At 68.9% G+C, this 14447-nt stretch carries 12 protein-coding genes; 3 read left to right on the top strand and 9 right to left on the bottom strand.

Going from position 1 to position 14447, the window contains the following annotated elements:
• Nucleotides 1–61: 61 nt before the first annotated feature.
• Complete coding sequence (locus tag CKO28_RS03465) at nucleotides 62–1213, bottom strand: putative sulfate/molybdate transporter (RefSeq protein ID WP_200339146.1); 1152 nt, start codon at nucleotides 1211–1213, stop codon at nucleotides 62–64.
• Between the two features lie 28 nt (nucleotides 1214–1241).
• Entirely contained in the window at nucleotides 1242–1664 is a 423-nt protein-coding gene (locus CKO28_RS03460; protein ID WP_200339145.1) for a MerR family transcriptional regulator, read from the bottom strand.
• Nucleotides 1665–1702: 38 nt separating this feature from the next.
• Here CKO28_RS03460 and CKO28_RS03455 point away from each other — a divergent pair, with 38 nt between their 5' ends.
• Both CKO28_RS03455 and CKO28_RS03450 read left to right on the top strand, forming a co-directional pair.
• The gene (locus CKO28_RS03455) at nucleotides 1703–2380 is read left to right on the top strand and encodes a cation efflux transmembrane domain-containing protein (protein ID WP_437127606.1); all 678 of its coding nucleotides are present in this window, start codon (nucleotides 1703–1705) and stop codon (nucleotides 2378–2380) included.
• A gap of 29 nt (nucleotides 2381–2409) precedes the next feature.
• The gene (locus CKO28_RS03450) at nucleotides 2410–3213 is read left to right on the top strand and encodes a nucleoside phosphorylase (protein WP_200339144.1); all 804 of its coding nucleotides are present in this window, start codon (nucleotides 2410–2412) and stop codon (nucleotides 3211–3213) included.
• 25 nt (nucleotides 3214–3238) lie between these two features.
• On the opposite strand, the gene CKO28_RS03445 is transcribed toward CKO28_RS03450, so the two are convergent.
• The 5 genes from CKO28_RS03445 to CKO28_RS03425 form a co-directional block, all read right to left on the bottom strand.
• Nucleotides 3239–3874: a class I SAM-dependent methyltransferase gene (locus tag CKO28_RS03445; protein WP_200339143.1), complete on the bottom strand. Its 636-nt coding sequence runs from the start codon at nucleotides 3872–3874 to the stop codon at nucleotides 3239–3241.
• A 256-nt stretch (nucleotides 3875–4130) separates the two neighbouring features.
• A complete protein-coding gene (locus tag CKO28_RS03440; protein WP_200339142.1) occupies nucleotides 4131–5249 on the bottom strand; it encodes a hypothetical protein in 1119 nt (372 codons plus the stop codon).
• 180 nt (nucleotides 5250–5429) lie between these two features.
• On the bottom strand, nucleotides 5430–6503 hold the full coding sequence (locus tag CKO28_RS03435) for a CNNM domain-containing protein (protein ID WP_200339141.1): 1074 nt from the start codon (nucleotides 6501–6503) through the stop codon (nucleotides 5430–5432).
• Between the two features lie 296 nt (nucleotides 6504–6799).
• On the bottom strand, nucleotides 6800–10093 hold the full coding sequence (locus CKO28_RS03430; RefSeq protein WP_200339140.1) for an adenylate/guanylate cyclase domain-containing protein: 3294 nt from the start codon (nucleotides 10091–10093) through the stop codon (nucleotides 6800–6802).
• A gap of 223 nt (nucleotides 10094–10316) precedes the next feature.
• Complete coding sequence (locus CKO28_RS03425; protein ID WP_242480314.1) at nucleotides 10317–11333, bottom strand: DUF3179 domain-containing protein; 1017 nt, start codon at nucleotides 11331–11333, stop codon at nucleotides 10317–10319.
• A 379-nt stretch (nucleotides 11334–11712) separates the two neighbouring features.
• On the opposite strand from CKO28_RS03425, the gene CKO28_RS03420 reads away from it, so the two are divergent.
• The gene (locus tag CKO28_RS03420) at nucleotides 11713–12285 is read left to right on the top strand and encodes a carboxymuconolactone decarboxylase family protein (protein ID WP_200339139.1); all 573 of its coding nucleotides are present in this window, start codon (nucleotides 11713–11715) and stop codon (nucleotides 12283–12285) included.
• Between the two features lie 338 nt (nucleotides 12286–12623).
• Here the strand turns inward: CKO28_RS03420 and CKO28_RS03415 are convergent, their stop codons facing one another.
• Nucleotides 12624–12974: a c-type cytochrome gene (locus CKO28_RS03415; protein WP_200339138.1), complete on the bottom strand. Its 351-nt coding sequence runs from the start codon at nucleotides 12972–12974 to the stop codon at nucleotides 12624–12626.
• Between the two features lie 901 nt (nucleotides 12975–13875).
• Complete coding sequence (locus CKO28_RS03405) at nucleotides 13876–14220, bottom strand: cupredoxin domain-containing protein (RefSeq protein WP_200339136.1); 345 nt, start codon at nucleotides 14218–14220, stop codon at nucleotides 13876–13878.
• Nucleotides 14221–14447: the final 227 nt, after the last annotated feature.

Genomic DNA, 14447 nt, shown 5'->3' with positions numbered 1-14447 from the left:
GCGGTGACAGCGCTCAAGAGAGCGCCCGTCCGCAACGCCGGTCGCGTATTCGCAAGCCGGGTCAGGTGCGTTCGGCCGCGCCGAGACGGCGCACCACGGCGGCCCGACCGACCTCCGCGCAGCCCCCGGCCAGCAGGCCCCAGAACGGGTCGAGCCAGACGGTGACCGCCGCCGTCACCGCGATCACCGGCCAGCAGGACCGGCGGCAATCGATCAGCCGGCGCGAACAGCCGAGCTCGCCCGCCGCCAACAGCAGCAAGGCGCCGAGCGCGGCGGCCGGGATCGCCGACAGGACCGCGCCGCCGACCGCCGCCGGCATGACGGCGAGCGCGAGCAGGGCCAGCCCGAGCATCACCGGGGCCGCGCCGCTGCGCGCCCCGAAGCGATAATGCGCCGCCAATCCGCCCGCCCCGTGACACATCGGCAGGGCCCCGAACGGGGTCAGCACGAGGTTCGCCAGCCCACTGCTGACGGCAAGCCGCGCGGACGTCACGTGCGCGGCGCGCTCGCCGAAGTAATCCCCGGCGACCAGGGCGGTGAGCACGACCGCGTTCATGAAGGTCAGCGAAAGCTGCGGGACCACCAGCAGCGACGCCGCCCGCTCGACCTCCGCCCACTGCGGCAGCGGCGCAACCGCGAGCCAGCCGCCGTCCAGGGCGGCGATGTCCAGCTGCCGGGCGCCGAGCAGATCGGCCAACGGGATCGCCAGGGCCACGACGATCAGGATCGCCGGCGCGCGGGGGGCCAGCCACAGCAGGCCGAGCAAGGCGAGGAGTATCCCGGCCCCGAGGGCCAGATCCGGCGCCATCAGATCGAGCCCGACACCAGCCAGCGACAGGCCCAGCCCGAGCTGCAGGCCGGCCAGGACCGACTGCGGCACCAGCCGTCCGAGCCGGGCGATCCAGCCGGTCAGGCCCAGGACCAGCAGCACGATGCCCAGCAGCACGCCGCTGGTGGCGAGCGCGGCCGGCCCGGCCCCGGCCGTGAGCACCACGGCCGCGACCGCCTTCATCGGCTGCACCGGCACCGGGAGGCGGTAGTACAGCCCGGTCGCCAGGTAGACGACGGCGAACCCCAGAAGGATCGGGGTCGGCGCCAGACCGGCCACCGAGACCGCGCCCAGCACCAGGGGCAGCAGCGTGCCGAGGTCGCCGAGCGCGCCGTTCACCTCGCGCACGCCGACCACGAACGGGGCGCCGCGTCGCGCGCTCATGGCCGCGCCGGGCGCCCGACCCGTCCGGTCATGACCGGCCCTGCCCATCGGCGGACGGCGAGAGCGCCTCGACGATCCGACATTCGCGGATCCGGCCGCCGCGGCACTGCTGGCTCAGGTGGCGCAGTTCGTCGGCCAGGCGCTGCAGGCCGGCGATCTTTTGCTCGACAGCTTCGAGGTGGGCGGCGGTCAGGCGGTCGACCTCGGCGCAGTCGCGGTTGGGGTCGTCGGACACGGCAAGCAGGGTCTGCAGGTCGTCGAGGCTGAATCCGAGCTCACGCCCTTTGCGCAGAAAGACGAGCCGACGGACGTCCGAGCGCGCGTAACGACGGTAGTTGTTCGCCGCGCGCCGGGCCGGCGGAAGGATCCCGAGACGTTCGTAGTACCGCACCGTCTCGGGCGTGGTCCCGGCAGCCCTGGCGGCCTCGCGGATGGTAAGCTCGTCCGGCATCGCCCGCCCTTGACCTTGTAGCCGCTACAAGGCTCAGCTTGCGCGCCTATGGCACGGACGACAAGGGAACCATAGCGATGAGCGCGCATTGCTGCGGCCAGCACCAGCAGCCATCCGGTCCAAGCGACGGCCGCCAACGCCGCGTGCTCTGGATCGTCCTGGTCATCAACGCCGTGATGTTCGCCGTCGAGATCGTCGCCGGCCACACCGCCCGGTCCGCCGCCCTGCAGGCCGATGCGCTGGACTTCCTCGCCGACGCCGCCAACTACGGCATCAGTCTGGCCGTCGTGGGCACGGCCCTGACGTGGCGGGCGCGGGCCGCGCTCGTAAAGGGGCTGTCCATGGGCGTGCTCGGGCTGTGGGTTGTCGGCACGACCGCCTGGAACGCCATCGCCGGCACCGTGCCGGAGGCGCCGGTCATGGGCGTGGTGGGTCTGCTGGCCCTGCTGGCCAATGCCGTGGTGTTGGCGCTCCTGACCGGTTTCAGAGGCGGCGACGCCAACATGCGCTCGGTCTGGATCTGCTCGCGCAACGACGTGTTGGCCAACCTTGCCGTCCTAGGGGCCGCCCTCGGCGTGTTCGGAACCGGGACCGGCTGGCCCGACATCATCGTCGCGGGCATCATGGCGAGCCTCGCGCTCTACGGAGCCGGTCAGGTTGTCCGTCAGGCGCTTGGCGAGTTAAGGCCGAGCGCGACGGTTCAAGCGGCCGAATAACCGGCACAAACCCGGGAGCGACCGATCGCATGCCCATATCCGACGAGACGCCGCCGATCCTGCGGGCAAAAGACACCGCCGCGCCCTCCACGTTCTCCGCCGACGGCCTGCTGCGCGAGGCGCGCCGGCAGAAAGGCGTTCAGGATGGAACGATCCCGCGGGTCTGCCTGCTCGACCCGGACGGCGACGTCGTGCGGTGCCTGATCGCCGAAGGCCGCGGCGAACCGGAGCCCAACTGGGCGTGCTATCACAGCACCATGTACCGCTTCGCGGTCGCCGGAACGCCCTGCGGCATCGTCGGCTGCGCGGTCGGCGCGCCGTACGCTGTGCTGGTCGCCGAGCAGATGATCGCCTCGGGCGCCGAATTGATCGTCAGCGTCACCTCGGCCGGTCAGATCGACGCGGTCCAGCCGCCGCCCTACCACGTCCTGATCGATCGCGCGCTCCGGGACGAGGGCACCAGCTACCACTATCTGCCGGCCGGCGATTACAGCACGGCCGACCCGGCGCTGCTGGACCTTGCGGGTGCGGCCCTGACGGACATCGACCCGCCGGTGCTCCGCGGCGCGACCTGGACCACCGACGCGCCCTTCCGGGAGACCGAAACCGCGATCCAGGCCGCGCGCGAGCGGGACATCCTGGCGGTGGAGATGGAGGCCGCCGGCCTTTACGCCCTCGCCCGGGCGACCGGCGCCAAGGTTCTCTGCTTCGCGCACGTCACCAATCAGATGGCGCAGGTCGAGGGCGACTTCGAGAAGGGCGACGGCGACGGGTCGACCGCGACGCTCGCGCTTGTCGAGCGGGTTGTCCGCGCATGGTCGGACGCGGCCTGAGCGCTACAGACGCTGGAGTTGAGCCTTAGAGGCGCTGGAAGTGACACCAGGTGAAAGGCTGCACCCGTCCGCCCGGCGTCGCGTGATGCTCCCGCGTGCTCTCGACGAGGCGCCAAGCCGGGCCGAGAAGCGCGGCCAGATCGTCGGCGCCGTAACGCTGCACCGGGAGGCCGCTGCAGGTCGCCGGGCCGTCCGGCGCGAAGGTCGCCACGATGAAACGGCCGCCGGCGGCGACGCCCGCCGTCAACGCGTCCAGATACCCCTGTCGGCGTTCGGCGTCGGTCAGGAAGTGGAACACCGCCCGGTCGTGCCAGACACGGTAGCTCTGCGATGGGCGCCAAGTCGCCGCATCCTGGACCAGCCAGGTCACGTGCCCCGCGTCCGCGCCGAGGCGGGCGCGCGTGGTCGCGAGCGCTTGTTCGGAAATGTCGAGCACCGTGATGGCGCGGTGCCCGTCGGCCAGCAGGTGATCCACAAGGCGGGACGCCCCGCCGCCAACGTCGACGATCGGGGCGTCGTGGGGCAACGCCAGGTTCCGGACCCACGCGAGGGAGACCGTCGGCACGCGCTGGAACCAGCTCACTTCGTCCGCGCGTTTGCGGGCGTACACACCGTCCCAGTGCGTGCGGACGTCAAACGCCTCGTGCGCCTGTGCGGTCATGGAGCCTCCCGCCGGTCGCTGCCGAACTGCCGACATTTTCAACCGATTTGGGCCCGTCCCGCAACCACACCCGATGGCTTCGGCCCTCCTTTCGGCCGTGACGACGGCGGCCGCTTCGGGTCAACTCCCGCCGAGAGTGGACCCGGTTATGTCGGGCCTTGCTCAGGGCCTTGCCGGGCACGGCTTGCACCATCTGTCCGGGCGGCATCACGAGCCGGGTGACCCAGGCCGGCCCCGCCCGGCGCGCGGCTGCGGCTCACCCCGCCCGCAACGGGTCCAGCCGGTCCAGCAGCTTCGGCTTGCGCGCGTGGCGGGCGCGCAGGTCCTCCAGCCGGTGGGCATAGGCGTCTTGCGTGCCGTTCTCGGCGGCGATCGTCTTCAGGTCGGCGAGCAGCGTCGCCGCGCGGTCGTAGGCGGCGGCGTTGCGGCGCGCGATCTCGGCTTCGACGTCGCGCCAGGCATCGGCGCCGCGCTGACGCACCGCGTCCAGCCGGGCCCGGCGTGCGCGTTCGGCCGCCTCGGCTTGGCGGCGCTGTTCCGCCGCGCGCCGCTCGGCGGCCGCGCGGGCGCGTTCGTCCGCACGGGCCTGCGCGCGCCGGCGCAGCTCGCCGACCGTGCGCCGCGCCGCCGCGGCATCGTCGTCGCGCAGCCGGGCGCGGAGGGTGGACTCGACGTGCGGATCGCCCTCGACCAGGCGCACCAGCAGGTCGGTCTTCTCGGCCTCGGGCAAGGCCGCCACTTGCGCTCGCGCGGCGTCTCCCGAAGGCAGCCGGTCGACCGCTTCGCGCTCGGCCGCCACCGCCACCAGATCCGCGTCGATGCCGAAGAACTCCGCGAAGGCGTCGAGCGCGCCCGACAGCGGACCGATCCCGGGCAGCGGCTCGAGCGTCTCGTCCGGCAGCAGGCCCTGCGCCACCGCGCTCAGCCAGACCAGGTAAACCACCCGCAGGTCGCCGGACAGCAGGTCCCCGCGCAGCGGCGCCAGGGCGGCCAGCCAGCCGGTGCCGTCGTCCCAGTCCGCCTGCGGCGCCTCGTCGTCCTGCAGAAAGTCGAGCAGGACGTGCGCGCCGAACGTCTCGATGTCGACCCAGTCGGCCTCCCGCAGGAACGGCTCGAGGCGCGCAGGGTCCAGCAAGCGCGTCGGCAGCCGCATCATCAGCCGCCGCGTGCCCCAGTTGGCGAGGTAGAGGTGCAGGTCGAACCAGCGCTGCATCAGCGCCACCGGATCGCCCTTGAAGTCGCCCCACTCGTAATGGTTGGTGAAGCTCGTGCGCGTGACCCGCGCGCGCGACGACAGCGCCCGCAGCTCGGTCAGATCGGCCTCGTCGAGCGGACGGTCGATCGCCAGGAACTCGTAATACTGGTATTCGCTCATCGTGCCGGTCCCTGCTTGCCCGGGGCGCGTGAACCCGGGGCGCGTGAACGCCCGGGGCGCATCACGCCGCGCCGGGCGGAGTCGGGGCAAGCGGTGCGCGCCTACGCGGGCGGGCGCCCTTGGCACACCGATTGGCCACGTGACCCCGTGCAGGTAAACAGCGCGTACGCCGTCATCGTTCTATCCGGCCCTGCCGGCCTTAATCTGATCGGTATCGATCCCGATCGCGAGCATGCGCTCGCGCCAGCGGCGATTCGCCAGCTCCTGCATATCCGCCACCGTGTCCTGCTCATCGGTGATCTCGAGCCCGACCAGCGTCTCGACCGCGTCCTCCAGGGTGACCAGCCCCTGCAGCGTGCCGTATTCGTCGACGACCAGCGCGATATGGCGTTTCTCGCGGACCAGGCGGTCGTAGATGTCCGAGGCCGACTGGATGTCCGGCACGACGAGGATCTCTCGCTTGAACGCCTGCAACGGCTTGTCGAAGTCGTCGCGGGCCTGGGCGATCAGAAGGTCGGTCTTGAGAACGTAGCCGGTGATGTCTTCGGGATCGCGCCCGTAGACGGGGATGCGCGAGAAAGGCGTGTCGTGGTGGGTCTCGAAGAACGCCCCCACGGTCGTGGTCTCGTCCACCGAGAAGACGACCGCTCTCGGCGTCATGATGTTCCGCACGGAGAGCTGGCGCAGCTTCATCAGGTTGCCGACGATCTTGTACTCCTTGCTCTCTAGGACACCTTCCCGCGCGCCGATATCGGCCATCGCCCGGATCTCGTCGCGGCTGAAAGTGAAGGCGCTGGCCGAGCCGCGCGACAACAGCCGCGTCAGCTTTTCGGAAAGCCAGACGAACGGCGCGAGAAGGCGCGTCAGCCCGTGGATCAGAAGGCCGAAGACCACGGCAAGCTGCTTCCAGTAGGTGGCCCCCAGCGTCTTCGGAATGATTTCCGACAGGATCAGGATCAGCAGGGTCAGGACGGCGGACGTGAGCCCGACGTACTGGTCGCCGAACACCACGGCCGCCTGCGCGCCGACCCCCGCCGCGCCCACCGTGTGCGCGATCGTGTTCGCCGTAAGGATGGCCGCCAACGGCCGGTCGACGTTCTCGGTCAGCCGCCGCAGAACGGTCGCACCGCGCTTCCCCCGGTTCTCGACGACCGTGATGTAGGACGGACGCACCGACAGCAGGATCGCCTCCGCCATCGAGCAGAAGAAGGAGACGCCGATGGCGAGCAGGAGATAGAAAACGAGAAGCGTCATGGTTGCGTGTCAGCTGCCAATCCCAAGTTGCCCGAAGTGCGGAAGCCGGCCAGACGACACCACTGAAACTTGGCCCGCCGCGACAGCCGCTTCAATGCGCTCGGTGAATGCGCTCAAGCGGCGGCGCTGGACCGGCATTCTGGACCAGCATCCTGGACCGGCATCGGAGTGATGCTGGCCGCGGTAAAACACGCAATCGGTCACCCAACGGCGCCGGGCGCTGTCCGGCCGCCGGCGAAGCGATGGCCGTCGTCGCGGGGCGGCCGGGCGCGCGCCAACGATGCGCCCGCCACCGCCTATGCCGCCAAGTCGTCCAACTTCGTCGCCAGTTGACTTTCATAGGCGTGCAGCCCGAGCGCCATAGCCTCGGCACGCAGCGCCCGAAGCTGCTCTCGGCTTGTCACCGCGCTATCCCCGGTTTCAGCGAACGCCATGGCGCGCCCCCATCGGCAGAAGAAGCTGGACCACGCCAACGGCTCCGCGCGCGTGTACCCTTCCAACGCGCGGGCGTACCGCTCGACCTCCGGCAAGGCGCCCTGGCGAACGGCGCCCAAGATGGCGTCGCGGTAGAACTGCAGGACGTTGTGGCCCAGCGAACCGCGCGCCAGCAGCCCCTCTGCTTCCGACAGCGCGGCCGCGCGCTCGGCTGTGTCCTCGGTATGGAGGGCAAGCAGCCCCAGGTTGATCGGACCGAAGAACGCGATCCCGGACTCCCGCTGCAAAGCCAGTGCGTGGCGCAGCAAGTCGACGCAGGCCCCGCGGTTCCCCGCGGCCATCTGCAACTCGGCGTCCATGCACAGGACCTCCGCGAGGTAGCGGCTGGCACCGTGGTTCTCGACGAGGTAGCGGGCGCGTTCGTTGCATGCGCGCGCCTTATCGAAATCCCCGATCTCCCGGGCGACCCACATGGCCGACGCGTTCGCGTTCAACTCGGCGCGCCAGTGGCCGACCTGGGTCGCAAACGCAATGGCGTGTACGCAGCTCTCCGCCGCCGCCGGCAGCTCCAGCAGGTAGAGTTGGGCGTGAGCGATCATGCTGGCGTTCGCTACCTCGGTCGCCCCGAGCCCGAGCTGGCGGCACAGCGCGACACAGCCGACGAAGCTGTCGTGGGCGGTTTGCATCTGCCCGAGCGCATACGCCGCGTCGCCGAGCCCGCCGAGCGCCTTCGCTTCCCAGGCGCGCGAGCCGATCCGCCGCGCCAGTTCGAGGGCATGGCGATGCTCGGCTTCGCACTGAAGGTTGCGTCCGAGTGGAAAGTACAGGTTGCCGCGCAGATGATGGATCTCCGCGAGTGTCTCCAGCATGTCCTCGCGCTCGGCGGTCGCCTGGGCGTCGTCGAGCAGCGCAAGGGCACCGTCGATCTGCTCGGCGATCCGCATGCCGCGCACGCGGCCGACCAGCGCCAGCGCACGCGCGGCATCGCAGGGCGCCACATCGACGGCCGCATCGTAGCTGGCCAAGGCGCCGTCGACGCGCCCGAGGTGGGTCAGCAGATCGCCGCATTCCAGCGCCAGGGAGGATCGCTCGCTGGCCGTGCGGGCGATCGCCAGGCCCTGCTCAACCAGGCTCAAGGCGGCGTCGAAGCGATACTGACCGGCCTCCTGCCGGGCCGCCGTCAGGTAGGCCAACGCCGCCGTCGGGGCGTTGCCGAGACCGAGATGCCGCGCCCATAGCGGTGCGTCGCGGTCTTCGAACCAGGCCGCGGCGCGCAGATGCAAGGCGGTGCGTTCGCGCTTGGGCACCGACGCGTAAACTCCGTCGCGGATCAGGGCGTGGGCGAACCGGTAGCCGGACGCCTCGCGGCGCACCAAATACGCGTCGGCAAGCCCGTCGCAGGCGTAGCTCGGCGCGTCCAGCATGTCCCGCAGGGTGGCAAGGTTGAAGCTCTGCCCCAGCACGGAAGCCGCCCGGGCGGCGTGCCGGTCCGGCGGGTCGAGCGCATCGAGGCGCGCCTGGATCAGGCTCTGCAGGGAGCCCGGCAGATCGCGCGCCCCGTGCGTCTGGGCGCTCAGCACCAACTGTTCCAAAAACAACGGGTTGCCGCCCGCCCGCGCGAGGCTGCCCGCCATCACCGCCGCATCCCCCTGGCTGATCTCCGCGGCCAATTGACCGGCGTCGTGCGCGGCCAACGGCGCCAGTTCCGCTGTCGCGACGGATACGTCCCCGGTCTCGGCGGCCCAGGCCGGCCCAAGGGGATCGCCCTCGGCGCGGGTCGTCAGCATCAGCAGCATCGCGCCTTGGCCGGCGATCGCCGCCAGCCGCGCGAACTGGCGCAGCGCCAGGGCGTTCGCCCAGTGGACATCCTCCACGATCAGCATCAACGGCTGCGACGCCGAACGGCTGTGCACGATCCGGGCGACCAGTTCATGCCTGGTCTCGTGCCGCAGGTCCGGCGCCAGCGCCGCGTAGCTTGCCTTCGCACGCCCGTGCTGCGGCAGGTTCAACAGGTCGTTCAGGGCTGCAATCTGCGGCGGTGCCAGATCGAGCTCCAGCGCGAGCCGCGTCGCCGCACCTGCCCGCTGGGCCGGCGCGTCCGCCCCCGGATCGAGATCGATCAACTTACGCACCAGCGTTCGCACGACGTCCCGACCGATCTCCGCCCCGAAGTCCAGCACCTGACAGAGGTGGACCCGAAAGCCCGCGGCTTCGGCGCGCTGGCCGCATTCCGCGGCGAAGCGGGTTTTGCCGATCCCGGCTTCACCGCGCACGACGACGCACCCACCCTCGCCGTTGGCCGCGGCTTTCAGGAGATGGTCGACCTGGCACAGTTCGGACGTCCGGCCGACGAAACCGTAACGCACCGAGGTCGGTTGATCGGTGTGGACATCCGCCAGCCGCCAGAACGGCGCCGGCGCGTCGAAGCCACGGATCGCCCGCGTTTCTTGCTGCGCGGCGACCGACGCGCTGACGGCCCTGTAGACGTCATCGGACAGCAGGATGTCGCCCGGGCCGGCCAGCTCTTGCAGGCGGGCGGCCAGGTTCACGCTCTCGCCCGTGACCGTGTACTCGAGGTGGTGCCGGCTGCCGGTGCTGGAGGCCAACACCTCCCCCGCGGCGATACCCGCATGCATTTCCAACGCGGAAGAGCCGGCGGCGGCGAGCCCAAGCGTCGCCAGCCGCTTACGGACCTCCCACGCCGCCCGCACGGCGCGTTCCGGGTCGTTCGAATGCGCGACCGGCGCGCCGAACACGGCCATCACGGCGTCGCCGACGTGCTTGTCGGTGCGGCCGCCGAACTCCGCCATCGTGCTGTCGACGATATCGAAATAGCGGTTCAACAATGCATGCAGGTCTTCTGGATCGATCTGGTTCGCCAGCAGCGTGTAGCCGCACAGGTCGACGAAAACCACGGTGACCTGGCGCCGGCTCGGCTCCGCATTGTCGAGACCGCCTGCAACCACGCCAGGCTCGGCTCCCAGCTGGGCAATCGCGGCTAACAGCCGCTTGCGATGGCCGAGCGCGCCGACGCCGAGATCTTTCAAGTCCTGGGCGGTCAGGTCCGGCAGGAGGGCGCGGTCGATCGCCTGCTCTTCGAAAGTGTCCGCGTAAACCTCGAGACCGATGCCCTGCAGCCATGCTCGAACGTCCACGGCAACGCCCTCCGGACACGGTGAAAAACCCAGCATATCCGGGTCACATGCACCCGTCCCGGCCTATTTCGAGCGGCTGGAAAGCCTGGATTCACAAGCGATCGCCAGAGGCACGCTGAACCGCCCCGAGCTGGGATGATGACAACCCATTGTATTCTGCCGCTGGGCGCCAGGTCTGGGCCCTTTGGGTCAGGTCCATCGGCCGCTATAGGCCGGTCCCCGCTTAGTCGCCGCCGCCTTCGTCACCGACATGCAAGCTGCCGTCGGGATGAAAGGCTTTGTGGACGAATGCGAACGTCACATCGTAGACGGCGTCCTGGAGCCCGTCAGGCGTCTTCTTCTGTACGGTAACCGTCCCGACGTCCCGGCCTTCGGCAATCCGGCGCGCGTCGAGCGCCGAAGCCTGACCGGGGCTCCACGTCAGGACGTGCGTGTCGGTTTCGATCCGGCCTGTCTCGCGCAGCAATTCCAGAGCCCATGCATCTTCGCCAATGACGACCACGCGGGCCATGGCCGGCAGCTTCTCGGGCATCGGGCCCCGGTATAGGAACGGCGACCGAGCGCTGTCGTATCCGGCATACGGGTTTTTCCCGTAGGGCCGGGCATTGGGGTCGGTCGGGATCAGCACCCGGGCATCGGGATGCCGCTCGACGAACGCGCCCCAGCTTTCCAGGCGCGCCGGAACGAACTCCAGTTTTTCGCCGGTGTGCTCACCGACGATGCCGCGTCCGGTGAACTGCTGCCACCAGGTGCCGGTCTGGCGGTCGTACATCACGAGGTCGGAGTGGCGTAGCTTACCGGTCGTTCCGAATGTGAGCCGCCGGCCGTCAAGCTTGGCTTCGAACACGATCGCCGTGTTGCAAAGCGGACAATAGGTGACCGCCACCGGCACCCCGCCGACGGTATCGTTGACGATCTCGTGCCAGGTCAGAACCCGAAGCGGGTAGGCTCGGGCGTCGCCGTTGATTTCCAGACCGATGACAGGCTCCCGGTCGGCCAGCCAGTCGCGTCTCTCAGCGACCGGGGCGAACTCAGGCTCATCGATCGAGGGAATGCCGTCTTTGGGCACCCCGCCGGACATGATCTCGTCGAACGGGACCGCGTGGCGGGAGAAGTCCGTTTCGGGAAACGCGGACCGCCAGCTTTGTGGGACCTGCGCATTGACAGGTTCCGCGGCCGCCAGCGCCAGGGCGATGGCGAGGACCGCGACGAACATGTGGATGTGGCGGATCGTCGACATCATAGCCTGAGGATGGGACGAGCACCACGCTCATGGCCAGTCACACCTGCTCAAATGCGCGTGCGCTTATTACGGTTATAGGCGAACGGCGTCGGCCCTCGGTTTCCGAGGGACCAATCCGATCGCCGCGTCGATCCACGTCAAGACGCTTCGCCGACCGGCAGTCGGTCCGCAGCCGTGAGCCGGGAGCCGTACGCGATAACTACGGACTCGATGGTGTAGAATAATATTTTTCACGATTGATTCACGGAGATTTGAGGCGCGCACCGGTTACGCGGCGAACCGGACTGCCCATGTGTCGGACAGCGGCGCGGCCGACCGGCCGCGCCCGACCTGTAACGACGATCTCGTCCACCCAACGTCGAAAGGGCAGTCAAGCATGACCACGACCAACCGGAACGGCTTCCCAATCCACGACAAGCAGAGCGCGCCCGCCGGCAGCCAGGAGACGCTGGACAAGATCGCACAGGGTTTCGGCTTTGTGCCGAACGTCCTGGGCGTGATGGCGGAAAGCCCGGCGGCGCTGCAGGGTTACGCGACCCTGAACGGGCTGCTGGAGCAGCAGTCGGCGTTCACTTCCGAAGAACTGCAGGTGCTGTTGCTCGCGATCAGCGCGTACAACAAGTGCGGATACTGCGTCGCCGCGCACACGGGCAACGCCGAGCGCGCCGGGGCGCGTAGCGAGGCGGTCCAGGCCCTGCGCGACGGCGGCACGCCGCGGGACCCGAAGCTGGCCGCGCTGGTCACGTTTTCCCGCACGCTGATCGAGAAGCAGGGGTGGGCGTCGGAATCGGACGTGCAGGCATTCCTGGACGCCGGCTTCACCCGGCAGCACGTGCTGGACACCGTGACGGCGCTGGCGATGAAGACGCTGTCCAACTTCACCAACCACCTGGCCGACACGCCGCTCGACGGCCCGCTGCAGGCCAAGGCCTGGGAAAAGGCGGCGTAGGCTTGCTTTGCGAGCCGTCTTCGGGCCTTTGAAAGCAATCAAGTCGCGGAGGCGGCCGGGGACGTCCGAACGGAAGACCCCGGCCGCCCCGTCCCGCGGATATCTGGACAAGCTGCCGGCTCTCCGGGGTGTGGCGAGCCAAGCGGCAATCATCCGGGCCTTGGTCGTGCGGCCACAGCGCGGTCTCGGTCCCGGTGCGGCCCGCACCTGTGCGGACGTTGTGGCGTCGCCCGGCCGCAAGAGCGCGCGGACACGGCCGTCAGCCGTGACCCGCGTTCAGCTCTATCGCCCGTTTTCCCCGTACGGCAAAAGGCCGGAAAGCTCTGGAACGGGGCCCTTCACCGGCTGTGTTCAGCAAACCGTTTCCGCTCGTCTTGCACGTAAGCCGCGAGCGCCGCGAGGCTCTCGCTCTGCCACGGCAACGGGTCGGTCTGCATCGGCACGACCATGCACAGCTGCACCATCTCCGCGGCGTTGACCTTGTCGAGGCCGGCTTTCGCGTTGGCCATGTTGACGAAGTGCGGATACGGCTTCTTGAAGGTCTCTTTGTACTGCCCGAAGTCTTGATGGCAGGTGGCGCAGGAAAGACCGCTTTCGCCAATGCTGGGGTCGTTGAACAACGCCTCGCCCTTGGCCACGAGCTCGGATTGAGGCGCTTGATGCAGCTGGGCTTCCTCGGGCTGCACCACCTTCCCAGGTTCAAGACTCTGTGCCGCGGCACTCACTGCCAGGGACGCCGCCAGACCCGTTCCGATGAGCCAAATGCTTGTCCTCATTTGCAAACCCCTGTTGTCTTTTCGGGTATGAGTCGGCCGCACACCGTCTCAACGGAATTTCGCGGCCATCTTGCGCTTAGAGTTTGCTTGATAAGCAGGGCCAGCACATAAACAACAGAGGCTTACAATCGCGTGTAGTCACTGAACCTACGCGTCTTGCGTTTGCCCAGGTAATCGGGCGAGCGAACGCCCGGCAACCGAGCTCTCGGCTCCGGGCGTCCTTTTTTTCACCGTGGCCCGTTCAGGCGGCCGCGCCATGCTGGGCGGGCCGAACTTCGCCCGTGATCGCGGTTGCGTTGAGGATGGTGTCGAACATGGGCGACGACGCTTCGGCTGCCTTGCGGATCTACCCGAGCGTCTCGGCATCCGCGTCGGTGTCCAGTTCGACCGTGTAGCTGACCTGCGTGAACCCCGGCCGGACGTCGCCATCGATCCCTAGAGCAAGATGCTGCAAGGTGAAGCCAGCTTTCAGCTGAATCTTGCTCTCTCTTCCAGCAGTTAGAGCAAAATTCACGATGAAGGTCGCTCGACCTTCATCGATTTTGCTCTAGGTAACCACGTAGAGCGAACGGTGCATGCACCCGGATCTTCAGGTCGCGATAGTCCAAGCCGCGGACATTGGCCTGGTTGACCCACCCGATCGTCAGGCAAGTGCCGAGGGAAGCCAGCAACAACGCCATCGGGTCGATGTGCCGATCCCGTCCACCCGGACGGGGCCGGTTCATCGGTCTGGATTCATGCAAGCCGCGTCCACGCAGGTGTGACGCGGGGATCGGCGGGCGAAAAAAGCGCCTATCGGCCCGACTGGCGACGGCTACTTCGTCACCACCAGCGTCCCCGTCATGCCGGCGGGCGCGTGACCGGGGACACTGCAGCGGATTTCGTAGCGGCCGGGTTCTTCGGGCGCCACTGTGATCTTCGCCGTGTTGCCGGCCTGGATCGTCCCACTGGCGGCCTCCAGGGCCGGGATCGTCAGGTTGTGGCTGAGCCGGCCGCTGTTCTCGAAGGTGATCGTCGTCGTCTCGCCGGCCGGGACCTCGATCGTCGACGGCTGGAAGGAAAACTCCTTGCCCGTGACCGTCGGCGGGTCCGCGGCGGCCGACCCCGCGGTGGCGATCACCAGCGCAGTCGCTGCAAGATGGCGGAACCGGAAAAACATGGCATGTACCTCACAAGAGGGCGGTTGCTGCGTGAGCGAGGGCGAGCCGGGCCCGCGCGGACGGCGCGGGCCCGGTGCGAGCCGGTTTGTCCGTCGGCCAGTTCAACTGGTCTGCCGGACCACCGTGTCCTGCTCGAACATGATGTGCATGAACGGCTGGTTCTTGCCGTTGGGCAGCTCGAAAGCCGTGGGGACCGGGCTGAACACGGGCCCTTTCTTGGTGCCCT

The sequence above is a fragment of the Rhodovibrio sodomensis genome (genome assembly GCF_016583645.1).
In the GTDB taxonomy this organism is placed as follows: Bacteria; Pseudomonadota; Alphaproteobacteria; order Kiloniellales; family Rhodovibrionaceae; genus Rhodovibrio; species Rhodovibrio sodomensis.
Note: the sequence above shows the minus strand (reverse complement) of the source record. Positions and strands in the feature narration are given on the sequence as shown.